Source organism: Synergistes jonesii (genome assembly GCF_000712295.1).
Classification (GTDB): Bacteria; Synergistota; Synergistia; order Synergistales; family Synergistaceae; genus Synergistes; species Synergistes jonesii.
In genome coordinates this window covers 117,643-142,571 of the sequence record NZ_JMKI01000021.1, presented here as the reverse complement: position 1 = coordinate 142,571, position 24,929 = coordinate 117,643, and the positions used below count along the sequence as shown (strand labels likewise).

Here is a 24,929-nt window from a genome sequence, read left to right as displayed (position 1 = left end):
GCGTTCTTTACTGAACTGAATGTATGCGCGGCTATGCCGCGGCGCTGGAACAAGGGATGCTTGCATATGGATTGCCTCTGTCCATATACAGCGACCGCCATACTATATTCCGTTCGCCCAAGGAGTTGACCGACGATGAGATTTTGAGCGGAACGGAGCTGCCGCTGTCAAACTTTGGCAAGGCGCTGTATGAGCTTGGTATAAAGCAGATAACGGCGCACAGCCCTCAGGCCAAGGGACGTATAGAAAGGCTCTGGAATACATTTCAGGACAGGCTCATCGCCGAATTGAGGTTTTCATCCATCACAAACATCGCTGACGCTAATAAGATGATAGCGGAAGGTTTTATCAGCGACTATAACCGCAGGTTTGCAGTGCTGCCGCATGAGGACGGTAGCGCCTGCATGCCTTTTGACAGAAGCATCGATCTCGGACTTGTTTTCTCCATAAGGGACACGAGAAGGGCCGGCGGGGGGAATACCATATCATACAAAGGGGAGATATATACTCCAGAGGATGAAAAGAGCCCCGTATTTGTTCGTGGAAGAATACTGGAAGTCAGGGAAACCTTTGACGGGGCCGTTTACGTCATACAAAACGGCATGCCAGTCCTAATGAAGAAGGTGTTTAGGGCGCAAAAAGCGATCGATGTAGGCGTGAAAAAGAAAGCAGGCGTTGTGTCACCACACAAGCCTGCTTCGGACCACCCCTGGCGGGGTGGATTTAAAATCAAACCTGCTATATATAATAACACACAAACAGGGAGGGGGTGACATTTTCTCAGAACAATTAGAGTGACATTTTCTCTGGTTATTGACAGCAAAAAAGCAGCCGCAGCGGAAAATTCGATGCGGCTGAGATATCTTCCGAAGGTGTCGCGGCGCATAGGGTTTCAGCGGGCCTTCGGCAAAAAAAATTTTACATCGCGCCGGCCGCCGTCGACTCCTCTATTATCTTCTCTATGTCGCCGCGCAGCGCGTCGGGCAGCCCGAGGATGTCGAGCGAAAGGAAGCCCTTGACGATGAGCGACTGAGCCTTCGCTTCGGAGAGACCGCGCGCCATCAGGTACTCGGTCTCTTCCTGGTTGATCTTGCCGACCGCGGCCTCGTGCGACATCTCAAGGTCCTTGTGCCGCGCTTCGAGCTCCGGCACAGCGTGAATCATCCCGCTGTCGGAGAGCAGCAGCCCGTTGCATTCGAGATGCGCCCTGACTCCGGCGGCTTCGCCGATGAGATGCCCGCGCGCATAGACCGTGCCGCCGGTCGATACGGAGCGCGATACGATTTCTGCGCGGCTGCCTCTGCCGCGCAGATAGACGCGCGAGCCCGTGTCCATCTTCGAGCCAGGGCCGGCCATCAGTACGGTGTTGAAGGTCGCCACCGAGTTTTCCCCGTTGAGGTAGACGGTCGGATACATCTGCAGGTCTTTGGCCGGCTTGAGGCAGATGTAATTCGATATGTAGCAGCCGCCCTCTTCGACCACGACCGTCGTGCGGGGGCGCACCGACATCTCTTCGGCCCAGTCGTGCACCATCGTGAAGGAGAGCGTCGCGCCCCTTTTGACGTACATCTCGGAGACTCCGACGTGGAGCCCCGAGCGGACGTTGGGCCCCGACGCGCAGCCGGATATGATGTTGAGCTCGGAGCCCTCTTCGGCGATGACGACGTTGTGGACGTCCTGCGCGAGGGCGTTAGTTTCGAGGTACATGCAGGCCTGCACCGGGTAGTTCACCTTCGCGCCCTTTTCGCTGCGTATGAAGTAGCCGCCCTCTTTGCGCTTCGCCGCGAGCTCTGTGAAGGCGTCCCTCTCTCTGTCCATTATCTTCCAGTAGTAATCCCTGAGCCCGTCGTGCTTGAAGAGCGCGTAGGAGATGGGCGCGATTTCCACGCCCTTAAGGTTCGAGTTGCAGTAGACGGTGCTGTGATCCGCGTGGACGAAGGTGCCCGCCGCCTTCTGCTCTTCGTCTATGCCGGCGCGCAGCAGCCTCTCGCGGTCGGCCGCGGCGAGCGCCGCGAGGTTTTTTACTTCTTCGTGGCTCGGGGCTTCGCTGGAAAAATCTTTGATGTGTTCTTCGACTTTATATTCCTTCATTTCAGCCTCTCCTGTCGCAGCCGACGCAGCGGAAGCATTCTGTGTAGCCGTGGCTGCGTATCTCGCCGAGCAGCTCCTGCGCGTTGCCCGAGCATACGATTTCGCCGTTCATCAACACGTGCCCCTTGTCCACGTAGATATGATCCATTATCTGCCCCGTATGCGTGATGACGAGCCCTGCGCGGTAGCTGCCGCGGCGGCTCTTTCTCGTGCGGAGGCAGGAATCGCCGCCGACCTCTTCGCGTCCGAGCGCGATTCTCGCGGCGCGTCCGATCAGCGCCATGTTTTCAAGGTCGACACCCGATTCTGGTTCGTCGAGGCAGACGAGCTCCGGCTGTTGCAGGATTATCTGCAGCATCTCGGTGCGCTTCATCTCCCCGCCCGAGAGCCCGGCGTTTACGTCGCGGTCGAGGAATTCCCCGGCGTCGAGCTTTGCCGCGGCGTTTTTTATCTCCTCGGGCGTCAGCCCCTCTCTGCCGAAGGAGATCAGCGAGCGGAGCGCTACGCCCCTCACGGTCGGTGGCCTCTGGAACGATATGCCTATGCCCGCGCGCGCGCGCTCATCGATCGTCGCCCCTGTGATGTCGCGCCCCTTGAAATAAATGGCGCCCTCGGTGACCTTGTAGCGCGAAAAACCTATAACGGTGTTCAGCAGCGTCGTCTTGCCGGAACCGTTGGGGCCGAAGAGCGCGTGTATTTCGCCCTGACCGACCTCCAGCGAGACGCCGCTTAGCACCTCGCGCCCGTCGACGGAGACGTGCAGATTCTTTACTTCGAGCAGATTTTCATCCGCCATGATCTCAGCCTTCCCTTCGCAGCAAATTAAAAAGTTCTCAATCTCTCACTGCGAAAAGTATATAACGTTCTGGAAAATAATAAAAGCGCGCTATTTGAGGCAGCCGCAGATCTCGGTATTCTCGCCGTTCGCCGGGGCCGCCTTAACTTCCGTTATTTTTATTTTTCCCATGCGGTGCAGCGCGAGCGCGAGCGAGATTATCGTCGTTGGCGTTACGCCGATGTCCTGCGCGAGCTTTTCGGGGATGATCGCGCCGTCTTTGTCAACAGCGTCGGTCAGAGCACCGCCGAGGCATTCGATCCACTGGTCGAATAGCAGCTGCATCTCCTGTGTCGCGCCGCCGGCGAGCTGGCTTGTCTTGACGACGGAGTCGAGAATGCGCGCCGAGACGAGCTCGAGCGATTTGACGAGTTGCTTCATGTCCTGCTCTTCGAGATTTTTTATATCGATATTCATATAATTTGCCTCCCGTAGTGTTTATCTTTCATACCGCTCTGAATTATAATATTAAAATGGCTTTTTGTGAGAAATAAGGGGATGTGGCTTTATGTTCGCTGAAACTATAGACGATAGGAAGATCGGGGTGCTTTCGGACACGCACGGCAGCTGCTTAGCGTGGCGGAAGGCGCTCGTCCTTTTCGGCCCAGAGGTCAGAACGGTGCTGCACGCCGGAGACGTGCTCTACCACGGGCCGCGCAACGCGATACCGGGAGGTTATACCCCGGCCGACCTGGTGGAGGAGATAAACAGATTCGGCAAAGAGGGAGGACGCGTCTTTATCGCGCAGGGCAACTGCGACGCGGCCGTAGACGCGATGGTGCTCGATCCGCAGATAACGAATCATGTCGCGCTCGTCTGGCGCGGCAGGAAGGTGCTTATGATGCACGGCGACAATTTCCCCCTGCTGAGGGCGGTGGCGCTGAAGAACGACGTCGACGTGGCGATTTCCGGGCACACTCACGTCGGCTCTTTAGTGCGAGAAAAGAAAACGATATTTTTGAACCCGGGCTCGACGACGATTCCCAAGGGGCGCGACCCTGAGAGCGCGGCTATTATGACGGACGAGGGAATCAGGATAATGACGCTTGACGGAGAGGAACTCCACTTTGAAAAGTGGTAAAGGCTCTTTAAGTCCGCTTTTCAGGCCTCGCAAATTCTGGGCTTCGGCGATTCTTATCGCCTTTCTTGCGGCGGGGGCGGCGTTCAGCTGTGTGTTCGGCGTCTTCGCCTTCTTCGCCGCGACGTTAGTCGCGGCGTTTATAGGGCTGAACGAATTCGGGCGCTGGCCTTACAAAACGAACCTCGTGATATGCGCCGGCTCCGCAGTCGCGGCGGCGGTCGCGGGCGTCTTCACGTGGATGGAGGTCGCGTCGCTCTTCGCGCTCTTTTTTGCGATAAGCTCTTATCTGCTATATTTCAGAGACAGGTCGGAGCGGCTCGCGCCCGCTCTTGCGCTCTTCGCGGAAAAGCTGGCGAAGGCTGAAAGTTTCGACGCTATGGTAGAATGCGCGTGGCGCTCGCTGCAGGAGATGGCGCCGGAAGCGGCGGTCTTTATAATCCTCGCGGACGTAAAGGGCGACCTCTATCTGCCGGAACATTTCGGCCTGCCGGAGCGCGCGCTCAAGAGGAACGGCGGTGTGCCGTGGAAGGTCTACGGCTCTGGTAGGAGCATGAGGATAGCCAAGGTGTCGACGGGGCGGGACCAGCCTCTCGACCGCGACGCGCTCTCTATCCTGTCGGCGCCGCTCGCCGCGCGCGCCGAAAAGCTCGGCGTGCTGCAGCTTGAGGCGGGCACGGCCGGAGCGTTCGGCGAAGAGGATGCGGCGAAGCTTGCGCTGGCGGCGGCGATTCTCGCGCACGAGCTTTTCCTGCGCGGCGCCTCCGAGCCGGGAGACGACGATGACGATAAGGGGGCGCCGAGATGATGACGATTGATATGCACGTCCACAGCAGCTATTCCGACGGCACGTGCACGCCCGCGCAGATAGCGCTTCTTTCGCGCCGGCACGGGCTTTTTCTCGTGGCCCTCACGGACCACGACACGACGTCCGGGCTCCTTCCCTTCTCGAAAGCCTGCGCAGACGAGGGGATCCACGGGCTCTGCGGCATAGAGCTTTCCGCCGAATCGCCGTATACGCTGCACATCTTAGGCTACAGGATAGCGCCGGGCTCGCCGCGCCTTGAAGAACGCCTTGATTATATACGCCGGTGCCGCGGCGCCAGAAACCTGAAGATCTGCGAAAAGCTGCGCAGGCTCGGCGTGGACGTAACTGTAGAAGAGGCGGAAGAGATATCCGGAGGTGAGGTCGTCGCGCGTCCTCATATCGCGCGGCTGCTGGTCGAGAGGGGCTACGTTTCGACCGTCGGCGAGGCCTTTGCTAAATACCTCGCGCGTGGGGCCGCCGCTTACGTCTCGCGGGAGCGCCTCTCGGCCGAAGAGTGCATCTCTCTGATAAACGGCGCCGGGGGGCTCGCAGTGCTCGCGCACCCGTACCAGACCTGCCTCGACGACGAAGGGCTCCGCGCGCTGATAAAGAGACTCAAAGACGCCGGGCTGTGGGGGATAGAGGCGATATACGGCGCTAACTCCCCCGACGTGACATACGGTCATTTGAAGCTCGCAAAGAAGTTCGGGCTCTACGCGACAGCGGGTTCCGATTTCCACGGGGGGAACAAGGCCGGCGTGGAGCTGGGCGTGCCCGTGTCCGACGACCTGCTCCCGTGGGCCAGGCTCGGCATAAGATAAAATATAAGAAAGCGCAGATAGAAATCACAGATAATCGGAGGGTGAGACAAATGCGTCATAAAATCATGGACTTCAGGAGCGATACAGTGACCAGGCCGTCGGAGGAAATGCGCCGCGTGATAGCGTCGGCCGAGGTCGGGGACGACATATACGGCGACGACCCGTCGTCGAACGAGCTCTGCGAATACGCCGCTGAGATGACCGGCAAGGAGGCGGCGATCTATGCCTGCTCCGGCACGATGGGCAACCTGCTCGCCTTTGCTACGGCCGGGCGCCACGGCGAGAGCGTCCTCGCCGGCAGGCGCTCTCACGTATGGTGCTCCGAGGTCGGCGGCCTCTCCGCTATAGCGGGGCTCTGCCCTTATCCTCTTAACGACGACGGCGGCATACCGGCGCCGGAGGAGCTTTCGGCGGCCAGCCGCGCCGACGGGGACATACACCACGCTCAGACTACGATGCTGGCGCTTGAGAACACGCACAACTACGCGGGCGGCATAGCCGTTCCGCCGGATAAGTTCGCCGCGACGGCGCGCGAGGGCAGGCGCCTCGGCTTTCACGTCCACCTCGACGGCGCGAGGATATTCAACGCGGCGGTACGCCACGGCGTCCCCGTCGGCGTTTATGCAGAAGAGGTCGATTCGCTGCAATTCTGCCTCTCGAAGGGGCTCGGGGCCCCGCTCGGCTCTATGCTCTGCGGCACGCGTGAGTTCATAGAAGAAGCCAGAAGGTGGCGCAAGCGCCTGGGCGGAGCTCAGAGGCAGCTCGGCATAGCCGCAGCCGCCGGGCTCTACGCGCTGAAGAACAACGTTGCGCGCCTCGCCGAGGACCACGAAAACGCGGCGCTGCTGGCGAGGCTCCTGAAGGCCGGCGGTGTAGAGGTCGAAGAGGTTGAGAACATGACGAACATGCTCTTCTTCCCGCTGAAGGAGGGGCAGATAAGCGACGCGGAATTCGAAGCGAAATGCCTCGAAAAGGGGCTGCTCGTCCATACTATATCGCCGCGCCGCATCCGCCTTGTAACGCATCTTGACGTGGAGCGCGAGGACGTCGTCAGCGCCGCACAAATAATTTTAGAGGTGCTGTCGGCGTGAGCGGATTTCCCGCGCGCGGCGAAGCCGAGGCCCTCGCGGAATACGCACTCGACCGCGCGCTGAAGGGCGGGGCGGGCGGCGCCGACGTGATTTACTGCGCGAGCCGCGGGAACACCCTTTCGCTGCTCGACGGAGAGATAGAGGAGTGCGCCAGCGGCTCAGCGGCCGGCATAGGGGTGCGCACGATAATCTCGGACGGGCGCCAGGGCATAGCCTACGGCAGCCGGCTCGACAAAGCGTCCGTCGGCTCGCTTGTCGAATGGAGCTTGCACAACGCGCGCGCGTCGGAGTCGGATGAGGGAGTGACGCTCTACGAAGGACCGCTCGTTAGCGATCCGGAGCTCGACGCCGAGGATCTGAGCATACGCGCGATAAGCCGGGAGGAGCGCATGAGCCGCTGCCTTGAGATGACGCGCGTCGCACGCGAAGCTGACCCGCGCGTCAAATCCGTCCGCGAAGCGTACTGGCGCGACGGCTGGGGAGAATCCTTCTTCGCGACGACGAAGGGGCTCTCGGGCTGGGAAAGCTCTTCGAGCGCCGCTTGCGGCGTGTTGGTGCTCGCGGCCGGCGGAGAGTATACGGAAGAGGGCGGCTACGGCATAGAAGCGCTCCGCATGGATGAATTCGACGTTGAAAGAATAGCGAAGCGCGCGGTGAAAGACACGGTCGCGGCGCTCGGCGGCGAGCCGCTTCCGACCGCTTCTTACACCGTGATGATCGAACCTGAGGCCGCCGCGTCGCTTGCGGAGGCCATAGGCAGGCTCTTCTGCGCCTCCGACGTGCAGAAGGGGCGTTCGATGATGCGCGGCAGGCTCGGCGAGGCGGTGGCGTCGCCGTGCGTGAGCCTCACCGACGACGGGCGCATCCCGTGGCGGCAGGGCACGTCGTCGTGGGACTACGAAGGAGTTCCCACGGGAAGGACCGAGCTTATAAAGGGCGGCACGGCGAACGCTTTCCTTTATAACCTTCAGTGTGCCGCGAAGGACGGCGTCCTTTCGACGGGCAACTGCAGCAGGGGGATGTCCTCCCTGCCGGACGTCGGCACGACGAACCTGATCCTGGAGCCCGGCGGCGAAAGCCCCGAAGCCCTGCGCTCGCGGATAGCGAACGGACTGTACATAACGGAGTTCATGGGGCTTCACACGATGGACCCCGTAAGCGGAGACTTTTCGCTCGGTGCGAAGGGGCTGCGCATCGAAAACGGAAATCTTACCGTCCCTGTGAGCGGCGTGACTATCGCGTCGAATCTCTCGGACTTCATGAAAAAAATAACGGCCGTGGCCTCGGACCTGACGTTCTCGGGCTCCGTGGCCGCGCCGACGATGGTGGTCGAAAATGTTGTCATTGCGGGTAAATAGGAAAATAATGGCCGCCTTGCTTATCGCGGCGGCCGCGCTCCTTCTGATTCCACACTGCCGCGCTTGCGCGGAGGATACGATCGAGCTGTGGAACGGAGCAGTGAAAAAAGGGGACATACCGACGCGCACGACCTCGTCGTATCGCGAAGTCGCGATAGACGAAGTGCTCATGTCGCTAGGCCTGCTCCCGAAAAGGGACCTCACGTCGATATCTTCGACGATGAGCGGCAGAAAGATCGAATTCTGGAACGCGTCGAACGTCGTCCGCTCTGCGGGGAAGATAGTGAGCCTTCCGATTCCCGTTTCGAGCGGCGACGGGCACTGGTGGGGCGAAGCGGGCGGCGTGAAGGACGCGGTGGAATATTTCTTCGCCTCGACCGGCAAAGAAGCGAACTTCCGCTGGGGCGCCGCGCCGGCTCGGGAGCCTGCGGCGCAGCCCACGCAGAATCAGAGCGCGCCGGGTGATTCTCGCTCCGGCAGGGCGCCTCTCGTGGAGATACCGAAGGCCGAGCCCTCTTCGCCGGAGACGGAGCGGGCGCAGCGTGAGGCGGCGGAGCGTCGGAGCGCCAAGAGCGACGGCAGCGAGCCGGCGCCCCAGGAGCTGGTCCCCCGGAGCGCCGAAGCGCCGAAGGCGGAAGAGCAGCCGAGCGTCGAGCCGCCGGCGCCCCCCGAAGAAAAGCCCGCGCCGCCCCAGCCGGCCGCTCCGGCTGCGGCTTCTCCCTTCACTGGGAACAGACGTCCGATAGTCGTCGTAGACGCGGGACACGGCGGGCACGACCCGGGGGCCGTGGCCAACAACGTGCGCGAAAAGGACATAAACCTGAAGGCCGCGCTGCAGCTCAAGGGCATCTTGGCGTCGTACGGCGTCGATGCGCGGCTGACGCGCGCCAAGGACGTCTTCCTGAAGCTCGCCGAGCGTACGGCCTTCGCGAACAAAAACGACGCCGACGTCTTTGTGAGCCTTCACTGCAATGCGATGCCGAAGGGGCGCGGCGGCGTCGCAGGGCTCGAATACTACATCATGGCGCTGCCCTCGGACAGGGACGCCATGAACTTGGCCATCGCCGAAAACAGGGAAGTCTCGGCCGGCGTGGACAGCGCGGCGGCGGCGAAGAACGCCGACAAAAAAACTCAGCTTCTGCTGAAGATACTCGGCGACATGCAGCAGAACGACAAAATAAACGAAAGCACCGCGCTCTCCGAGATGCTGCACCGTTCGTCGAAGGCGGCGGGGCTTCCGATGAGAAAAGTCGCCCAGGCGCCCTTCTTCGTCCTGCGCGGCGCCGGGATGCCGGCCGTCCTCGTTGAAATGGGCTATCTGACGAACGCGCCGGAGGCGGCGAGGCTCTCCTCGGCGTCATACCGCGACAAGCTCTGCCGCGCGATCGCGCAGGGCGTCGTACAGTACATCAGAGAACATCCGACACAAAGATAACGGACGGAGGGACGAAATGAGAGATCCTGAAAAAAGAGAACGCCAGTTCGTCGTGCGTGGCAAAAAAGAGTACGACTACGACTCACCGGCGGTGCGGCGCAGAAAGACCCTGCGCGAACGCGAGGAGGAAGAGGAAAGGCTCGACATGGAAGAGCGCCTCCTGCGCGAACGCGGCGGCAAACGCGCGCGCGACGGCGAAGAGGAAGAGGCGAGGCCGACGCGCCGCGGAAGAAGAAGTTCATCCGCGGAAGAGGAATTTTACGAAGAGGATTACGACGAGGGCGGGACGAAGGCCCCGAAAATCGTGCGCATATTCGCCTGGATAGCGCTGATGGTCATCCTATTCGCCTGCGGCTACCTTGCGACGAACTACTTCTTCAGCTGGTCCGACAGAAAGGGCGGCGAAAGGATAGGCAACGTCTACGGCGCCGGCTCTGAGGTCAAGGAGGCCGAAAAGGCTGGGACGGTCTCAGCGTCAAACGAGAAGTACACGCTTTACCTACCGGAGAACGGCTCCCTTTCGCGGCGCGAGGTCGAAATAAACGGAGCCGGAACGCAGGAAGAGATAATATCCAAGGTTTTGTCGATATACATAGACAGCCTCAAGGAAAAGAAAATACTCGACACTTCCGTCTCTACGTTCGACATCTTCCAGGGAGGGGACTGGCTCTATATGGACATGACGCCTTCGTTCCAGAGCTCTCTTAAGGCCCTGGGTAGACAGAAGGCCGAACTGCTGCTCTGCGGTTTTGTGAAGACCGTCCAGGAAAACTTCCCGCCGCTTAAGAAAATAAAATTCTACGTCAACTCGAAGGAGATAAAGGATCAGAATCCGGTAGACCTTTCACAGCCGTGGGAGAGGACGGAATAATGGAAGAAATTCGGCGCGCCGACGGGCGCGGACTCCGCGAGCTGCGCGAAATCTCCTTCGAACGCGGCGTCAACCGCTACGCCGAGGGCTCGGCGCTCGTGCGCTGGGGCGACACCCACGTGCTCTGCACCGCCTCCTTGGAGGAGAAGGTGCCGCCCTTCATGCGCGGCGACGGCGCGGGCTGGATAACGGCGGAATACGCGATGCTCCCGCGCGCCACGGCGCAGCGTTCGCCGCGCGACGCCGCGAAGGGAAGGGTGAACGGACGCGCGAGCGAGATACAGCGCCTTATAGGGCGCTCCCTGCGAGCCGCTGTGGAACTGTCGCAGCTCGGCGAGAGGACGGTCACTATAGACTGCGACGTGCTGCAGGCCGACGGCGGCACGCGCACTGCGTCGATTTCGGCGGGCTTCATCGCGCTCTTCGACGCGCTGCGCTTCATGCGCGAGACGGAAAAGATAACGGAGATACCTCTTAAAAAGCAAATCGCAGCGGTGAGTGTCGGCAAGGTCGGCGGGCGCATCATGCTCGACCTATGCTACGAAGAGGACGCCGCCGCCGAAGTTGACGCGAATCTCGTGATGACGGGCGCCGGAGACTTCATTGAGCTGCAGGGCACCGGCGAAGGCGGCTCCTTCTCGCGCGCCGAGCTCGCCGAGATAATCGCGGCCGGCTGGAACGGCATCGCAGAAATCCAGCGGATGCAGCGCGACGTCCTCGAACTCAGCGAAGGAGAAAGGGAACTCTTCGACAGATGCGTATGATCCTTGCGAGTTCGAACAGGGGGAAATTCCGCGAAATGAAGGAGCAGCTCGCGCCGATCGGCGTGGAGCTCCTTTTCGGCGGAGATTTCCCCTCTCCTCTCAACGTCGAAGAGACGGGCGCGAGCTACGAGGAAAACGCGCTGCTCAAAGCGCGCGCTTGGGCGGAGTCGGCCGGGCTTCCCGCGCTCGCCGACGACAGTGGCCTGGAGGTCGAAGCGCTCGGCGGGGCGCCGGGGGTACGGTCGGCGCGCGTCGTCGCCGGCGAAGACTCCGCGCGCACGGAGTGGCTGCTCGACGCCATGAGGGGAGAAAAGAATCGCGCCGCGCGCTTCGTCTGCTCGATAGCCGTCGTCTTCCCAGACGGAAGGGGGACTCTCGCCGTGACGGAACACTGCGCCGGAAGAATCGCCGAAAGCCCGGCGGGAGAGTCCGGTTTCGGCTACGATCCGGCCTTTATCCCCGACGGATACGATAAAACTTTCGCGCAACTCGGCGAAAAAATAAAAAATACGATTTCCCACCGCGCAAAAGCGGTGAAAACTATAGCCGAAATGCTGCTACCTGTGGTACAATTGTCCGCTGAACGCAATGCGTAATCGCGCTGGGCGGATACGGCCTTTACGTCCGTCGAGTCAGAAAATTTTTGGAGGTGTGGTTTGTGATAATTCTTTTTAGAATCATTCACATCCTTGTATGCGCGGCGCTCATCGCTGTGGTGATGATGCAGCACAGAAAGTCCGGAGGCTTCACCGGCTCCTTCGGGGGCGGCGGCACCCAGGCCGATATGGGCGGCACATGGCAGCGGATGTCGGGGCTTACTAAAGTCACCGCGATCTTGATAGCCCTCTTCATGATTCTTTCGATCGTTCAGGTAATAATCAGATAGAAGGCGCGCCATGAATATAAAGCCTTTGGACAAGCTGAAGGATATAGCCTCTTACAAGCATATCGACGGACGCCTCTTCTCCGCGACCCATGAGGAGATACTCGAGGGCTGGACGACCGACATATATTTTTTGAAGACGCGCGACGTGCTCCGCTCGGCCGGACTTCTCGACACCCAGGTCGTAGCCGAGGTGTTCACGCGCCAGCCCGGCATATTCGCAGGCTCCGAAGAAGTCCTGAACCTCTTCCGCAAACTGCCTGATCCGCCGCAGATCGAATCGCTCGCCGAGGGCGAGAGCTTCGAGGCGAAAGAAGTACTAATGCGCTTTACCGGCAGCTATGAATCGTTCGGGCTTTATGAGACCGTCCTGCTGGGCATGCTCGCTTCATCGACCGGCTGGGCTACGGCGGCGAGAGAATGCGTCTTGGCCGCAGAGGGAAGAAGCGTCCTCTGCTTCGGCGCACGCCACGTCCATCCGGCGATCGCTCCCGTAATGGAGCGCGCCGCGAAGATAGCCGGCTGCAGCGCCATGAGCTGCATACTTGCGGCGAAGCTCTGCGGCGAAGAGCCGAAGGGCACCGTGCCGCACGCGGCCATCCTCATGGTCGGCGACACCGTGAAGCTGGCGAAACTTTACGACGCTCAGGTGCCAGCTGAGGAAGCGAGGATAGTCCTCGTCGACACCTTCAGAGACGAAGCCGAAGAGACGATGCGCGTGGCGGAAGCTCTCGGCGACAGACTCTCCGGCATACGCCTCGACACACCGGGCGAGCGCGGCGGAGTGACGCCGGACCTCGTCAGGGAGATTCGCTGGCGGCTCGACCTTGCGGGCTTCCCCAAGGTCCAGATAATCGCGACGGGCGGACTCACCCCGGAGCGCATAAAGCTGATGAACGAAGCGGGAGCCGACGTCTACGGCGTAGGCAGCTACATCACCGGCGGAGCTCGGCGCGATATGACGATGGATCTGAAAATGGTCGACGGCAAGCCGCTCGCGAAGCGCGGACGCCTGCCCGGCATAATACCGAACCCGAAACTTAAACGCGTGCTTTAGTCCCGCTTTTCGCCTTCCCCCCACGACGGCCGAAAAGCGTCTCCCCTGTCGGCGCGGCCTATCGCCGCGCGCGTGTGACGGCAGAAGGGAGCAGGTAAAGGGCGCTTTGAGATATAAAAACGAAAAGATAAAGCAACATTTTCTTAAGGAGGAAGAAACATGATAGGCACACGTTCCTTCATGGCCAAAAAAGAAGAAGTCGAGCGCAAATGGTATCTGCTCGACGCGGCGGAAAAGCCGCTTGGCCGCCTTGCGGTGCAGGCCGCCCGCATACTTACAGGCAAAAATAAGCCGACATACACGCCGCACGTAGATACAGGCGATTTCGTCGTTATCGTCAACGCCGACAAGGTCGTGCTCACAGGCAAGAAGCTCACCCATTCGACGGTAATAAGGCACAGCGGACATCCCGGTGGACTCAAGGTCCTCAGCTACAAGGAAGTCCTCGATCGCTCGCCCGAGCGCCTCGTAGAGCGCGTAGTCCGGGGTATGCTCCCGAAGACGAAGCTCGGACGCGGCATGTACCGCAAGCTCAAGGTCTACGCCGGCGGCGCTCATCCGCACGCGGCGCAGAAGCCCGAGAAGATAGACTAAAAGGGGTGACAGAAAATGGCTGACAACAAATTTATCTGGGGGACGGGCAGGAGAAAGAACGCGATCGCACGCGTGCGCATCTGCGCGGGCTCAGGCAAGTTCCTCATCAACAACCGCGAAGTGAAGGACTACCTCCCGCGCTACTTCTGGGCCTCGCAGGCCACTGAGCCGCTGGCGACGGCGGGAGTCGAAGGCAAGATAGACGTCTTCGTCAACGCTCACGGCGGCGGCCTTACCGGTCAGGCCGGCGCGATCCGCCTCGGAGTGGCGCGCGCTCTGCTCAAGATGTACCCCGATATGCGCCCCGTCCTCAAAAAGGCCGGTTTCCTCACGCGCGATTCCCGCATGGTCGAGCGCAAGAAGGTAGGGCTCAGAGGCGCGCGCGCGAACAAGCAGTTCTCCAAACGTTAGTTTTTGCGAGAAGTCATTGAACAAAGAAGCCGCACGACGCGGCTTCTTTTTTTACCCGCCGCGCGCGCTGTAAAATACATTCTTAACGGATGTTTCCTTCATCAAGTATTCTAATACCATTGCATTTGTCAAGGCGTAAAAAAAATCCCAATCACCGGATTTAATTACGGCGATTGGGCAAGTTACATCTTGATGTTCATATTATTCAGAGTTGCCTTGTCATCGTTTCCGCGATGCGTCAGTGAATCCTGATTCAAATAATATTTGCTCTCGTCACATGACTTCCGATCATGCAGTGACCTTTTTATTCTTAAACAGAATAGATCCAATCACAAGCAGAATGACCGAAACCGGAAATGCCACCAGAATTGTCGCATGACCGAAAGGCTGTCCTGCCATCTCCCAGACGATTGTGAGCAATGTACCGCCTACCATGGAGAGGATCCCCCCCACTTGCTGACCTTATCGGGGCAAACAATGCAGCCGATCAGAGCCGGTGTAATGCCCGCGCCAACGATCGTGTAAGACCAGTACTGGATCGCCAGAATGCTCGGGAAAAATTTCAGGATCCCAAGTGCCAGAGCGCCGAATATCACAATACTCCACTGTGTTGCTCTGAGGACCTCGCGGTCGGTTGCATCCTTTTTAAAATGATTGTAGACATCCGTAGCCAGATTTGTGGCACCGGACAACAGATAGGAGTCACCGGTAGTGATTATAAACGCGACTGCAGCTGCCATCATAAGTCCGCCTATGTACCAGGGAATTATCGTTGCAGTTGCAAGCATAGACTGCGCAGCCTTAATGTTGGTTCCGAAATACAGGCGTCCCACATATCCAAGAACTGCAATCGTCGGAAGCAGGATGATCATGCCAACGGCCCATCCGATCATACCGATCTGGTTGTTATTTATAAAAAATAGACCACAAACGATTTACTTCGTCGTATAATATTTGCTTTCGCCTCTACCAATAACTTTAATCAATCCGAGATCTCTCATCTGCTTTGTGACAGTAAAGGTGCGGGTCTTTTTCAGCCCGAGCAGCTTGCTGATTTCTTTTTCGGTGATTTGGCTATTCGCTTTGATATAATCGAGCACCTTTTGCATCTGTGGGGTTACCGCCGATACGGAATTTGGCTCGGCAACAGATACAGCGTTCATATTCGGAAGTACCATTTTGAACGTATTGGTAGTCACTTCTATTTGAGGTTGTTCCGGGCAACCGGAATATAGATTGAATATTCTGCGAATGCCGGTACCATAACTTTCAATCAGACGCAAGCAGTGGAACACCTCGGCAAGATTCTTGTTTCTCGGCTGAGAAATACCGGAACGAATATCGTCGGGAGAAAGACTTGGAAGAAGACCGCCGAGTGAAATGAATTCCATCCTATGATCGGTAACATTAATGATAATGCTGCCGCTGAAACTGTAATCACGATGGACAATCGCATTAAGCAGCGCTTCACGGATGGCTTCCTCAGGATAATCCTGCTTATCCGTTCTTACAACGCCCTTTATCACAGATCTGGTTTTATTGCATAACGCCAAATAGTTTACAGCGTCTTCAAATTGCTTGAAAATAGAACCGCCGAATTCTTTGCTGTCCCGAAAAACGGTACAAGCATCATCGCTGAACACTGCAATTTTTGTTGTGTGAGAACATTGGTCAGAAAGAATCAACGCAAGGTTGGTGTAAATTTCATCTTTCTTATGCGTAATACCGAGAGCGCTATACTTTTCCGGGCTGAATTCCACACCGTAAAGCTTAAACGCTTTTTTTGCGGCGTCAAATGTCAATTCCTGCTCAAGAGAACGGTTCTCTTCAAAAGTATCGCCGTCGCTTTCCTTAATCATCCGGCGGATCAGCTCCAGCGAAGCAGGCACGCTGGAAGTGCCTTGACGCACATAAACACCGCTCGGCTTCAAACCTTTCCCTTTGAGGTAGTACGGCTTGTTTGTACCTTCGCTTACGGTGATGCGCACCACCTTGTTTTCCTGAACGGTGAAGCGCACAAACATAGTGACATCCGGCATGATTGCATCACGGATACCATTAGTAATACGGACATATTCGTTATCGACGTCGGTCAATCCGATAACATTCCCGTCGTTATCTATCCCGACATAAACAATGCCTCCATCTGTATTGGCAAAGGCTATCACTTCTTTATAAATTTCTTCGGTGAACTGAGATTTGAATTCAATATTTTCGGTTTCAAAATTCATCGGATCTCCTCCTTACAATAATCCTAATTATATTATACTCACAATATTCACTTTGCCAATCACGACAGAGTAAATATTCAGTGAATGTTCTCTTTGTTCAATAAGAAGACAAACGAATTGAAAGGTATAAAATGAGGAACCTTAAAAACAATGCAAGCAGCGGGGCGGCTTTGCCCCTCGTCCTCTTGATGGAAGCCGTGCGCGCTTGAGCGCTGCCTTCTATTCCGATATCCCGTACTTTGCGAGGCGGCGCGCTATTTCGGCGGCGACTACGGCTTTTATCACGTCGCCTGGCGCGGTAGTTAAAAAGCCTATCGATAGTACCTTGAATAAGGTCGCTCCGCCTCCCCAGACGTTGAGCACGGCGTAAAGGTAGGCGACGCCGACCGCGTAGGTCGCCGCGACTCCTGCGAGGGCCGCGGCGAAGAGCGCCGCGCGCGTCGCTTCGCCGCGCTTTTTCTTGAAATAATCCCTCAGCGTGCCGCCGATCAGCGCGCAGAGCGAAAAGCCGACGATATAGCCGAACGAGGGCGAAAAGAGCGCCGCGGGGCCGCAGACCGACGTGAATACCGGGATGCCTGCGAGCCCCATCGCCATATAAAGCAGCTGGGAGGCCGCGCCTTTTTTCGGACCGAGCACGAGTCCGGCGAGCATCGCAAAGAGTGTCTGCAGCGTGAAGGGAATGACGGGGAGAGGCACCGTCAGCCTTGCGCCGACCGCCGTCAATACCGCGAATGTCGATATCAGCACCATCGATTTTATCTTCATGGCGAAATAGTAACTCCGATGCGCAAACATGTCAACCTGATAATCAATAATGGTTGACGTGTCTCACGGAGGAATTGTTCGATATAAAAGCGAAGGTGCCGAAAGTTTCCGGCGTCTTCGTGGATTCACGCTGCGTCCGAATGTTTTACGGCATCGGGCCGTCCCAGAATCTTGGTATCCCTATCGTGTAACCGACGGTGAAGCCACCTTCGTCGTCGTAAACGAAGACGAGCTTGCTGCGTATCCTGTTCGTAGGGATCGAGAGCGCCGCGCCGAGCTCCCAGCGGCTCGCGCTCTTGTCCCAGTCGCGGAAGGCCTGAGCGTAGTTGCCGAACAGCTCTAGGTTCACGCCGCCCCACCACGAGCGCAGGAAGGCGCGCTCGAAGCCGAGGTGTAGCCAGTAAGCCTGGTCGGCGGCTATCGGATGCTGCCCGAGGCTGTACAGTTCTTCGTTCGCTCCGAGCATGGCCGCGTAAGCGAGCGTATCGGCATCCCCCGTTTTGAAACCTCCGCCGAATATAACCTTGTTCCCCTTAAATAGCGGCAAGTAGGCGCGGAAGCGTGTGTCTGATACGAGGGTCTCGTCCGTCGGGTACCACATCTCGCTCTTTACGACGAAGCCCTTAGTCGGCAGTATCTGGTCGTCAAGCGTGTTGAAGGTGAACGCGAGGTATGGTCCGTGCCCCTGTATCGAGTCGTCGCCGAGGGACGTCACGCGCTGTCCCGCGTAGCCGACGCCGAGCCGCGCGCGGTTCGAGAAGGTCTTGTACCACGCGATCTTCGCAGTATATCTTTCAAATTGCGTATCTCCGCCGTATTCGAAAGGTTCGAACTCTTCGCGCCGTGCCGCGAGAGTGAGCCCCCACTGCGAGTCCCTTTCGTCGTTGGCCGTGAAGTAGCGCAGCATCGCGCCCCACGTCGTGCCGAGGCGCAGTTCGAGCGACGCGACGTCGCCCGGCATTATCGTGTCGCGCGCGGTGCCTGTCAGCGCGATCCAGCGGTTCCAGTAGAGGTTGCTAGCAAAGCCGTCGATGCTGAATTCGAATTTGGCCGGGCTTTCTATCTTGAAAACGACGGCGACGGAGCCGTACGAAAGTATCTCGATATGGTCGTCTACGGATCTTACGTCGTCGCGCTCGGAGAGGCTCTTTACCGCGTTGGCTACAAGCGCCATGTCGAGAGGCTTGCCTATCCAGCTCTCATATTTTTCGTGCAGCTCTTCGGCGACGCCGCTCGGCATCCCCTCGAAGCGGACTTCGCTGACAGTCGGCGGCGTGCGCTGCGGGCGCTCGGCCCTGCTGTGGTCCCAGACGCCGCACTTTTCCTCGACGAGCTTTTTCAGCTCGCCGGCCTTTTCGTCCGCGGCCGCCGTGCCGAGGTCTATTATTCTGTCGTAGCCGCCGGTCTCGAAGGTGTTCACACCTCTGATGTCCGGTGTTATGACGAGGTCCGCGGCAGCGAGGTTTTCACGGATCGACTGCATCATTAATATGTCAAGAGTCTGGGAGGCGACGTCGAGGATCGATTTGAAGCGCTCCGGCCTCATGTCTAACTGCTCCGGCGATAGATTCACCGCGACGACGGGGTGTCCGGGAAATAATTTCTTCGCCTCGAGCACGGGAAGGTTGGCTTTTATGCCGCCGTCTACCAAAAGCATGCCGTTCAGCGGCCACGGGTCGAAGATGACCGGTATGGACATCGAAGCGCGCAGAGCCGAAGCGAGGTTGCCGTTTCGCAGGAGGACCGTGTCTCCGTTGCCGAGGTTGGTCGCTACCGCGGCGAATGGTATCGGAAGATAGTCGAAGTCCGTGACTGTTACGTTCGAGGTGAGCTCGCTCAGGAAGGAGTAAAGATCCTTTGCGTCGAGTATGCCGAGCCTGCCGCGTTCGTTTTTGTTTTTGTCGACCGTTATCGAAAAGAGCGCGTCCCCCTGCACGGGCGGAGCGTTGTATCCGCCGGAGGTATCGGAGCGGCTGCGTCCGGACATTATCTCCATCAGGTTGGACTTTGAAAGTATCTCGCGCATCTCCGCCGGCGTCCTGCCGGAAGCGTAAAGCCCCCCCATTATCGCGCCCATGCTCGTGCCGATGATGGCGGAGATAGGGATGTTTTCGCGTTCGAGCACTTCGAAGACTCCTATGTGGGCGAGCCCCTTCATGCCGCCGCCGCAGAGCGCGAGCACCACGCCGTCGTTGTGCCGGAAGCCCCACTCCCTCATGTGATCCCGCGTTTCGCCGCTGTCGGCGGCGAACTGCGCGGCCGCGCAGTTCGCCGCGGTCGCGATTATCAGCACGGCTGAAAGCAGAATTTTATGTTTTAAAAATTTCACGCTCATTCGACCTTTCCGCTCCCCGCCTCTTCCGAACGCCCGCGTTCCGCGAGGGGGAAGCAGCTCAATTTTTCAGCCGTTCAGCAACGGCAAATCCGCTGTTCCATTATATCAGTTTAAAAACATTTCCGCGCGTTCCGAGCGGGTGGAAAAAGAAACCAGCGCCCGCCGTTTGTCCGGAAGGGGCGCGGGAGGCCCAGCACGCCTCACGCTCGCAGCAGTTCGAGTATTTTAGCGACGATTCTTTCGGCGGCGCCGCGCTTCAGGCTGAGCGCGGAGTAATTTTCCCTGATCTTCTCGCGCTTGGCCGGCTCCTCTATGAGCTCCGAGAGACAGCGAAAAGCGCTCTCCGGCGTCATCAGCTCGCGCCGCTCCGCGACGAGCGCGCGCCCGCAGATGCGGTTCGGCAGCGAGACGAATTTTTCGCGGCCGTTGTAGTAAAAGACGAGCTTTTTTTTGAGAGCGCGCATCGCCTTGTTGTCCGCAGGTATCGCGCCGGCGATGCCGTCGAGCGGTATCTCCTCGGCGCGGTTCAGCGGGGCCGCGACGAAGAGCGGAACGCCGAGCGAAGCGATCTGTAGGTTGTTCGTCCCCGGCAGGGCGACCGCGAGTGACGACGCCGCTATCGCGTCGAAGTGATTTTCGCGCACGAGCAGAGCTGAACGCCCGCCGAAAATTTCTATTTCTTCGGCAAACCCGCCGCCGCGCCATTTGAAGCCGGCGCTTTCGATCCCTTCGCGCAGAATTTTTTCGTCGACCGTCGGGGCCAGAGGGAATATCGCCCGCCACGAAGGATATCTTTCGTAGAGGGCCCTCGCGCATTCGCTGAAAAATCCTATCGTCTGCCCGTATTCGAAGGGGCGGCTACCGGCCATGAAGCAGATCAGCTTTTCGCCTTCGAGGCCGCGGCTTCTGAGAAAATCTTCGGGGCGGCAGGCGCCGCGCTCCGGCACGCTGTCGAGCATCAGGTCGCCTGTGACGGTGCGCCGCGCTTCTTCGACGCCAGCTTTTTCGAAGCGCCTCCGCGCACCCTCGTCCGGGATAAAGTAATGCGCTACGCTGCCGCGCCATCTCGGCCGCGCCGTGTAGATGGTCCACGGCGCGCGCAGCCTGCGCGACAAGGCCCAGCCGTACATCGGGTCGCCGCCGAGCTGCAGGATGATATTTCCGCCGCGCGCCGCGCCGCGCCTCATCGCTTCGCCGAAGGTCGAGGCCGAGGAGACGCCGCGCAGTCGAAGCGCGCTTTCCAGCTCCCTGCCGCTCGCGTAGGGGCACGGCAGGGTGACCGCGCTTACGCACAGACCCGGCGCTTTCGCCGCGGCCGCCGCCGCAGCCGGCGCAAGCCAGCCGGAGAGTTCTCCGGGCGAGTTCGTGAGTATGAATAATGTCTCCATAGATACACTCCGTTTCAGGCGGACGACATGGTATAATTATAAACTGATTGGAGGATTCTACAAATGTTTATTCCTCTTGGCGGCGAAAACATCCTATGTCTCGCAAACGTCGCCGCCATCTACAGAGAAGGCGGCGAAACGGTGATTCTGAGGCGGAGCGGCGCAAAGGAGAAGGCCGCGTTCACGCCGCCCACGCTCGCTGACAGGAGCAGGGCTTTCCTGAAGGGAGCCCTTTATCTGCGGGCGGAAAAATTGTAATTTTTGGCGAAGGAGCTTTTATATATGTCAGATTTTGATATTCCGGCGGCCCCGCAGCAGAACGGGGCGGACGCGTCGGCTTATACTGCGAAGGACATCCACGTGCTCGAAGGGCTCGAGGCGGTGAGAAAGCGCCCGGGCATGTACATCGGCGACCAGGGGCAGCGCGGCCTGCACCATCTCGTCTATGAGGTGGTAGACAACTCGATCGACGAATCCCTCGCCGGCTTCTGCGACACGATCGACGTCTCGGTCAACGAAGACGGCAGCGTCACGGTCGTGGACAACGGGCGCGGCATCCCGACGGAGATGCACGAGTCGGGCAGGCCCGCCGCCGAAGTCGTCCTCACCGTCCTACACGCCGGCGGCAAGTTCGACAAGAGCGCCTATCAGGTCTCCGGCGGCCTGCACGGCGTCGGCGTCTCCGTCGTGAACGCGCTTTCGCGGTGGCTCGAGCTGACTATTTGGCGCGGCGGCAAGGAATATCGCCAGCGCTACGAGCGCGGCGTACCGGTCACGCGGCTTTCTGTCGCCGGCGACACCGAGCTTCGCGGCACGCGCGTGCAGTTCATGCCGGACGAAGAGATTTTCCAGGCGGCGGAGTTCCAGTCGGATATTTTGAAGCAGCGGCTGCGCGAGCTTGCCTTCCTCAACTCGCACATCACGATCAATTACGAGGACCTGCGCCCGGAGAAACCGGAGAAGAGGACGTACAACTATCCGGGCGGCATCTCGGCGTTCGTGGAATATCTCAACAAGGGCAAAGAAGCTCTATTCAAAGAGCCGCTGCTGATTTCCGGCGAGAAGGAGCGGACGCAGGTCGAGGTCGCGATACAGTACAACGATTCGTATCTTGAAAGGCTCTACGGCTTCGTCAACCTCATCAACACGATAGAGGGCGGCACCCACGTCGCCGGCTTCCGCAGCGCACTCACGCGCGCGGTGAACGACGAGGCGCGTAAACTCAAGATACTGAAGGAAAAGGACGCCAACCTCTCTGGTGACGACCTCAAAGAGGGGCTCACCGCGGTGATATCGGTCAAGGTGATGGAGCCGCAGTTCGAGGGGCAGACGAAGACCAAGCTCGGCAACAGCGACGTCAAGGGCATCGTCGATTCGATAGTCTACGACGGTCTAAAAGAGGCGCTCGACGAGCGCCCCGAAATACTCAAGCCGATAGTCGAAAGCGCCATACGCGCGCGCCAGGCCCGCGAGGCCGCTAAAAAGGCCAAAGAGCTCGTGCGCCGCAAATCCGCGATGAGCGGACTGACGCTACCCGGCAAGCTTTCCGACTGTTCGAACAGGAATCCCGCCGACTGCGAGATATACATCGTCGAGGGAGACTCCGCGGGGGGCAGTGCGAAGCAGGGGCGCAACCGCGAATTCCAGGCGATACTTCCGCTTCGCGGAAAGATTCTAAACGTCGAAAAGGCGCGCCTTGAAAAGATACTTAGCAGCGAGACGATACGCAACATAATCCTCGCGCTCGGCTGCGGCGTAGGCGACGACTTCAACGAAGAGAAGCTGCGCTACCACAAGATATTCATCATGGCGGACGCCGACGTCGACGGCGCGCACATCAGGACGCTGCTGCTGACGCTCTTCTTCCGCTACATGCCGCAGATAATCGAAAAGGGCTACCTTTACGTCGCGCAGCCGCCGCTCTTCCGCGTGCAGTGCGGCAAGGATACGACCTACTGCTTCTCCGAAAAAGAGATGAAGGAGGCGCAGAGCAAGGCTAACGGCAAAAAGGTCGAAGTCCAGCGCTATAAAGGGCTCGGCGAGATGAACGCCGAGCAGCTGTGGGATACGACGATGAACCCCGAGCACCGTGTGATCAACCGTGTCGAGGTGCAGGATGCCGTCGAAGCCGACGAGCTCTTCGGAGTGCTGATGGGCGACGTCGTCGAGCCGCGCAGGAAGTTCATCGAACAGTTCGGCAAGGACGTCAAGAATCTGGATATATAGCGCGCGGAGGGACGACGGGCAGGGCGTGCGTCCGCGGCGCGTAGTTCCGGGCCCCGTGCGGGAGCGCGGGGCCCGGGCGTAAGGAGCGGATAATGTTCTTCATTTACAAGCTGGCCGGCTCCCTCGCCGTGCCTCCCGGGCTTTTCATCCTGCTGTTGCTTTTTTCGGCGTTCGCGGCGTCGCGCCGCCCGCGCGGGAAGTCCCTGTCCGCGCTGCTCGCCGCGCTGGCGGCGCTCTTTTACCTGATGAGCGCGCCGGCGGGCTCCGCGCTGATAACGGGGACGCTTGAGGGCATGACTGAAAGCGCGCTGCCGCCTGATAAAGCCGAAGCCGCGCTCCTCGTGCCCGCCGGCGGTTCGTCGTACGACGGCGAGGGCTCTTCAATCGCCCCTTCGCCGCTTACGCTTGAGCGGCTCTACGCAGCCGTCCGCCTCGCGGCTTCGCGTGGAGGAAAAACCGTCATGATAATGTCCGGCGGCAACGCCTTCGGCGACCGCGACCGCTCCGAGGCGATTGCGCTCGCGCGGGCCGCGCGTGAAATGGGCTGGCGCGGCGCGATAATGCTCGAAGAGCGCTCACGTACTACCGCCGAAAATATGAGATACGCGGCGGAGCTCGTCCGGCGGCTTGGCATAAAGCGCCTGATCGTCGTGACGAACGCCTATCATCTGCCCCGTGCAACGATGATCGCGAAAGAGGCGCTGCCCGACGTCGGCTTATATCCTTACGCGCCGTGGCGCATTACGGATCCCCTTATAAGAGGATATCAATCCCTCCTCCCCGACGGCGGCAGCTTCGCGCTCTCCTGCGCCGGCCTCCGCGAATACGCGGGCATTGCGGCCCACAAGCTCGCCTCGCTCTGCCGGCGCATATTCCCGCTCACTTGACAACGCGCCGGCGACGGCCGACAATGTAGCCGAAGTTCCTACAAAATCAGCTGGAGGCGCTCTTATGTATAAGATAGTTCTGATAAGACACGGTGAAAGCGAGTGGAATAAAGAGAACCGTTTCACGGGCTGGCAGGATGTGCCGCTTTCCGAGAAGGGGCTCGCGGAGGCGAAGGCCGCCGGAGCGCTGCTGAAGAAGGAAGGCTACGTATTCGACAAGGCCTTTACGTCGGTGCTGCGCCGCGCGATAAAAACGCTCTGGGCAGTCCTCGAAGAAACGGATTTGATGTGGATCCCCGTGGAGAAGTCGTGGCGCCTCAACGAGCGCCACTACGGCGCGCTGCAGGGGCTGAACAAGGCCGACACCGCGGCGAAGTACGGGGACGCGCAGGTGAAGATATGGCGCCGCAGCTACGCGACGCGCCCGCCTCTCCTAGAAAAATCCGACGAGCGCTGGCCCGGACGCGAGAGCCGCTACGCGTCGCTTTCCGCAGAGGAGCTTCCACTCGGCGAATGTCTCGCCGACACGGTATCGCGCGTCGTGCCGTATTGGGAACAGGCCATAGTCCCCGACGTGAAGGCCGGCCGGCGCGTCATCGTCGCGGCGCACGGCAACAGCATCCGTGCGCTCGTCAAATACCTTGACGACGTTTCGGAAAAAGATATCCTTGAGATAAACATACCGACTGGCGTGCCCCTAGTCTACGAGCTTGGAGACGACATGAAGCCGATAAGGCACTACTACCTCGGCGACGCTGAAGCGATAGCGGCCGCTCAGGCTGCGGTCGCCAAGCAGGGTGCGGCGAAAAAGTAGAGCTCGCCTAATTGCGCTGTGAATGCGGCCGGCGTTTTGCCGGGCCGCATTTTTTATATTTTCCTCCGACGGCTGCGTAATATTCCCCGTTTTTTCATAACTTAAACGCAGAAATAGTTTATAATGATAAGCTATAAAAAATTTACGCGGGACTTTTGCCGTTTGTACAGGGGGGATATGTTT

General features: G+C 59.2%; 26 protein-coding genes. 18 read left to right on the top strand and 8 right to left on the bottom strand.

The genetic code is table 11. From position 1 onward, the window contains the following. Positions 1 to 23: 23 nt before the first annotated feature. Positions 24 to 773: a hypothetical protein gene (locus EH55_RS05275; protein ID WP_051682672.1), complete on the top strand. Its 750-nt coding sequence runs from the start codon at positions 24 to 26 to the stop codon at positions 771 to 773. A gap of 145 nt (positions 774 to 918) precedes the next feature. Here the strand turns inward: EH55_RS05275 and EH55_RS05270 are convergent, their stop codons facing one another. From EH55_RS05270 to EH55_RS05260, 3 genes are all read right to left on the bottom strand, one after another. Further along, the gene (locus tag EH55_RS05270; RefSeq protein ID WP_037975412.1) at positions 919 to 2,091 is read right to left on the bottom strand and encodes a SufB/SufD family protein; all 1,173 of its coding nucleotides are present in this window, start codon (positions 2,089 to 2,091) and stop codon (positions 919 to 921) included. 1 nt (position 2,092) lies between these two features. Then, a complete protein-coding gene (locus EH55_RS05265) occupies positions 2,093 to 2,887 on the bottom strand; it encodes an ABC transporter ATP-binding protein (RefSeq protein ID WP_037975411.1) in 795 nt (264 codons plus the stop codon). Positions 2,888 to 2,977: 90 nt separating this feature from the next. Further along, the gene (locus EH55_RS05260; protein ID WP_037975410.1) at positions 2,978 to 3,343 is read right to left on the bottom strand and encodes a hypothetical protein; all 366 of its coding nucleotides are present in this window, start codon (positions 3,341 to 3,343) and stop codon (positions 2,978 to 2,980) included. Between the two features lie 91 nt (positions 3,344 to 3,434). On the opposite strand from EH55_RS05260, the gene yfcE reads away from it, so the two are divergent. The 13 genes from yfcE to rpsI all read left to right on the top strand — a co-directional run bounded on the left by yfcE (position 3,435) and on the right by rpsI (position 14,097). Continuing rightward, positions 3,435 to 4,007: a phosphodiesterase gene (gene yfcE / locus EH55_RS05255; RefSeq protein ID WP_037975409.1), complete on the top strand. Its 573-nt coding sequence runs from the start codon at positions 3,435 to 3,437 to the stop codon at positions 4,005 to 4,007. Then, complete coding sequence (locus tag EH55_RS05250) at positions 3,994 to 4,812, top strand: nucleoside phosphorylase-I family protein (protein ID WP_037975406.1); 819 nt, start codon at positions 3,994 to 3,996, stop codon at positions 4,810 to 4,812. The genes yfcE and EH55_RS05250 overlap by 14 nt, the downstream gene beginning before the upstream one ends. Further along, positions 4,809 to 5,633: a PHP domain-containing protein gene (locus EH55_RS05245; RefSeq protein ID WP_037975404.1), complete on the top strand. Its 825-nt coding sequence runs from the start codon at positions 4,809 to 4,811 to the stop codon at positions 5,631 to 5,633. Before EH55_RS05250 ends, EH55_RS05245 begins: the two co-directional genes overlap by 4 nt. Positions 5,634 to 5,683: 50 nt before the next feature. After that, positions 5,684 to 6,724, top strand: a complete 1,041-nt coding sequence (locus EH55_RS05240; RefSeq protein ID WP_037975403.1) for a threonine aldolase family protein — start codon at positions 5,684 to 5,686, stop codon at positions 6,722 to 6,724. Further along, on the top strand, positions 6,721 to 8,082 hold the full coding sequence (locus tag EH55_RS05235) for a TldD/PmbA family protein (RefSeq protein WP_037975402.1): 1,362 nt from the start codon (positions 6,721 to 6,723) through the stop codon (positions 8,080 to 8,082). The genes EH55_RS05240 and EH55_RS05235 overlap by 4 nt, the downstream gene beginning before the upstream one ends. 7 nt (positions 8,083 to 8,089) lie before the next feature. Beyond that, positions 8,090 to 9,517 carry an N-acetylmuramoyl-L-alanine amidase family protein gene (locus EH55_RS13420; RefSeq protein ID WP_051682671.1) on the top strand — a complete coding sequence of 476 codons (1,428 nt, stop codon included), beginning with the start codon at positions 8,090 to 8,092 and terminating at the stop codon, positions 9,515 to 9,517. Positions 9,518 to 9,533: 16 nt separating this feature from the next. Beyond that, complete coding sequence (locus EH55_RS05225; RefSeq protein ID WP_037975400.1) at positions 9,534 to 10,388, top strand: hypothetical protein; 855 nt, start codon at positions 9,534 to 9,536, stop codon at positions 10,386 to 10,388. After that, on the top strand, positions 10,388 to 11,152 hold the full coding sequence (rph, locus tag EH55_RS05220; RefSeq protein ID WP_037975399.1) for a ribonuclease PH: 765 nt from the start codon (positions 10,388 to 10,390) through the stop codon (positions 11,150 to 11,152). Before EH55_RS05225 ends, rph begins: the two co-directional genes overlap by 1 nt. After that, a complete protein-coding gene (gene rdgB, locus EH55_RS05215; RefSeq protein ID WP_037975397.1) occupies positions 11,143 to 11,748 on the top strand; it encodes an RdgB/HAM1 family non-canonical purine NTP pyrophosphatase in 606 nt (201 codons plus the stop codon). Before rph ends, rdgB begins: the two co-directional genes overlap by 10 nt. A gap of 62 nt (positions 11,749 to 11,810) precedes the next feature. After that, positions 11,811 to 12,038 (top strand): preprotein translocase subunit SecG, encoded by a 228-nt coding sequence (gene secG, locus EH55_RS05210; RefSeq protein ID WP_037975395.1) that lies wholly within the window; start codon positions 11,811 to 11,813, stop codon positions 12,036 to 12,038. 10 nt (positions 12,039 to 12,048) lie between these two features. Further along, the gene (locus EH55_RS05205; protein ID WP_037975393.1) at positions 12,049 to 13,092 is read left to right on the top strand and encodes a nicotinate phosphoribosyltransferase; all 1,044 of its coding nucleotides are present in this window, start codon (positions 12,049 to 12,051) and stop codon (positions 13,090 to 13,092) included. A 159-nt stretch (positions 13,093 to 13,251) separates the two neighbouring features. After that, on the top strand, positions 13,252 to 13,686 hold the full coding sequence (rplM, locus tag EH55_RS05200; RefSeq protein ID WP_037975392.1) for a 50S ribosomal protein L13: 435 nt from the start codon (positions 13,252 to 13,254) through the stop codon (positions 13,684 to 13,686). Between the two features lie 15 nt (positions 13,687 to 13,701). Beyond that, positions 13,702 to 14,097, top strand: a complete 396-nt coding sequence (gene rpsI, locus EH55_RS05195; RefSeq protein WP_037975390.1) for a 30S ribosomal protein S9 — start codon at positions 13,702 to 13,704, stop codon at positions 14,095 to 14,097. 428 nt (positions 14,098 to 14,525) lie between these two features. Here the strand turns inward: rpsI and EH55_RS05190 are convergent, their stop codons facing one another. The 5 genes from EH55_RS05190 to EH55_RS05170 all read right to left on the bottom strand — a co-directional run bounded on the left by EH55_RS05190 (position 14,526) and on the right by EH55_RS05170 (position 20,819). After that, complete coding sequence (locus tag EH55_RS05190; RefSeq protein ID WP_037975389.1) at positions 14,526 to 14,969, bottom strand: sodium:solute symporter family transporter; 444 nt, start codon at positions 14,967 to 14,969, stop codon at positions 14,526 to 14,528. A gap of 63 nt (positions 14,970 to 15,032) precedes the next feature. Further along, positions 15,033 to 16,328, bottom strand: a complete 1,296-nt coding sequence (locus EH55_RS05185) for an RNA-binding domain-containing protein (RefSeq protein WP_037975387.1) — start codon at positions 16,326 to 16,328, stop codon at positions 15,033 to 15,035. 219 nt (positions 16,329 to 16,547) lie between these two features. Next, on the bottom strand, positions 16,548 to 17,096 hold the full coding sequence (locus tag EH55_RS05180; RefSeq protein ID WP_037975385.1) for a biotin transporter BioY: 549 nt from the start codon (positions 17,094 to 17,096) through the stop codon (positions 16,548 to 16,550). A gap of 145 nt (positions 17,097 to 17,241) precedes the next feature. Continuing rightward, positions 17,242 to 19,431: a patatin-like phospholipase family protein gene (locus EH55_RS05175; RefSeq protein ID WP_051682670.1), complete on the bottom strand. Its 2,190-nt coding sequence runs from the start codon at positions 19,429 to 19,431 to the stop codon at positions 17,242 to 17,244. Positions 19,432 to 19,631: 200 nt separating this feature from the next. Next, entirely contained in the window at positions 19,632 to 20,819 is a 1,188-nt protein-coding gene (locus EH55_RS05170; protein ID WP_037975384.1) for a glycosyltransferase family protein, read from the bottom strand. A 63-nt stretch (positions 20,820 to 20,882) separates the two neighbouring features. Between EH55_RS05170 and EH55_RS05165 the strand changes: the two genes are divergently transcribed. From EH55_RS05165 to gpmA, 4 genes are all read left to right on the top strand, one after another. Next, on the top strand, positions 20,883 to 21,077 hold the full coding sequence (locus EH55_RS05165; protein WP_037975382.1) for a hypothetical protein: 195 nt from the start codon (positions 20,883 to 20,885) through the stop codon (positions 21,075 to 21,077). 24 nt (positions 21,078 to 21,101) lie between these two features. Then, the gene (gyrB, locus tag EH55_RS05160; protein WP_051682669.1) at positions 21,102 to 23,045 is read left to right on the top strand and encodes a DNA topoisomerase (ATP-hydrolyzing) subunit B; all 1,944 of its coding nucleotides are present in this window, start codon (positions 21,102 to 21,104) and stop codon (positions 23,043 to 23,045) included. A 92-nt stretch (positions 23,046 to 23,137) separates the two neighbouring features. Further along, positions 23,138 to 23,932 carry a YdcF family protein gene (locus tag EH55_RS13415; protein WP_051682668.1) on the top strand — a complete coding sequence of 265 codons (795 nt, stop codon included), beginning with the start codon at positions 23,138 to 23,140 and terminating at the stop codon, positions 23,930 to 23,932. A gap of 64 nt (positions 23,933 to 23,996) precedes the next feature. Beyond that, positions 23,997 to 24,746 (top strand): 2,3-diphosphoglycerate-dependent phosphoglycerate mutase, encoded by a 750-nt coding sequence (gpmA, locus tag EH55_RS05150; protein ID WP_037975381.1) that lies wholly within the window; start codon positions 23,997 to 23,999, stop codon positions 24,744 to 24,746. Positions 24,747 to 24,929: the final 183 nt, after the last annotated feature.

Bases quoted from the DNA above. Each gene is read 5' to 3' on its own strand.
- EH55_RS05275 (WP_051682672.1), top strand. From the start codon at position 24: ATGCGCGGCTATGCCGCGGCGCTGGAACAAGGGATGCTTGCATATGGA.
- EH55_RS05270 (WP_037975412.1), bottom strand. From the start codon at position 2,091: ATGAAGGAATATAAAGTCGAAGAACACATCAAAGATTTTTCCAGCGAA.
- EH55_RS05265 (WP_037975411.1), bottom strand. From the start codon at position 2,887: ATGGCGGATGAAAATCTGCTCGAAGTAAAGAATCTGCACGTCTCCGTC.
- EH55_RS05260 (WP_037975410.1), bottom strand. From the start codon at position 3,343: ATGAATATCGATATAAAAAATCTCGAAGAGCAGGACATGAAGCAACTC.
- yfcE (WP_037975409.1), top strand. From the start codon at position 3,435: ATGTTCGCTGAAACTATAGACGATAGGAAGATCGGGGTGCTTTCGGAC.
- EH55_RS05245 (WP_037975404.1), top strand. From the start codon at position 4,809: ATGATGACGATTGATATGCACGTCCACAGCAGCTATTCCGACGGCACG.
- EH55_RS05240 (WP_037975403.1), top strand. From the start codon at position 5,684: ATGCGTCATAAAATCATGGACTTCAGGAGCGATACAGTGACCAGGCCG.
- EH55_RS13420 (WP_051682671.1), top strand. From the start codon at position 8,090: ATGGCCGCCTTGCTTATCGCGGCGGCCGCGCTCCTTCTGATTCCACAC.
- EH55_RS05225 (WP_037975400.1), top strand. From the start codon at position 9,534: ATGAGAGATCCTGAAAAAAGAGAACGCCAGTTCGTCGTGCGTGGCAAA.
- rph (WP_037975399.1), top strand. From the start codon at position 10,388: ATGGAAGAAATTCGGCGCGCCGACGGGCGCGGACTCCGCGAGCTGCGC.
- rdgB (WP_037975397.1), top strand. From the start codon at position 11,143: ATGCGTATGATCCTTGCGAGTTCGAACAGGGGGAAATTCCGCGAAATG.
- EH55_RS05205 (WP_037975393.1), top strand. From the start codon at position 12,049: ATGAATATAAAGCCTTTGGACAAGCTGAAGGATATAGCCTCTTACAAG.
- rplM (WP_037975392.1), top strand. From the start codon at position 13,252: ATGATAGGCACACGTTCCTTCATGGCCAAAAAAGAAGAAGTCGAGCGC.
- rpsI (WP_037975390.1), top strand. From the start codon at position 13,702: ATGGCTGACAACAAATTTATCTGGGGGACGGGCAGGAGAAAGAACGCG.
- EH55_RS05190 (WP_037975389.1), bottom strand. From the start codon at position 14,969: ATGATCATCCTGCTTCCGACGATTGCAGTTCTTGGATATGTGGGACGC.
- EH55_RS05185 (WP_037975387.1), bottom strand. From the start codon at position 16,328: ATGAATTTTGAAACCGAAAATATTGAATTCAAATCTCAGTTCACCGAA.
- EH55_RS05180 (WP_037975385.1), bottom strand. From the start codon at position 17,096: ATGAAGATAAAATCGATGGTGCTGATATCGACATTCGCGGTATTGACG.
- EH55_RS05175 (WP_051682670.1), bottom strand. From the start codon at position 19,431: ATGAGCGTGAAATTTTTAAAACATAAAATTCTGCTTTCAGCCGTGCTG.
- EH55_RS05170 (WP_037975384.1), bottom strand. From the start codon at position 20,819: ATGGAGACATTATTCATACTCACGAACTCGCCCGGAGAACTCTCCGGC.
- EH55_RS05165 (WP_037975382.1), top strand. From the start codon at position 20,883: ATGTTTATTCCTCTTGGCGGCGAAAACATCCTATGTCTCGCAAACGTC.
- gyrB (WP_051682669.1), top strand. From the start codon at position 21,102: ATGTCAGATTTTGATATTCCGGCGGCCCCGCAGCAGAACGGGGCGGAC.
- EH55_RS13415 (WP_051682668.1), top strand. From the start codon at position 23,138: ATGTTCTTCATTTACAAGCTGGCCGGCTCCCTCGCCGTGCCTCCCGGG.
- gpmA (WP_037975381.1), top strand. From the start codon at position 23,997: ATGTATAAGATAGTTCTGATAAGACACGGTGAAAGCGAGTGGAATAAA.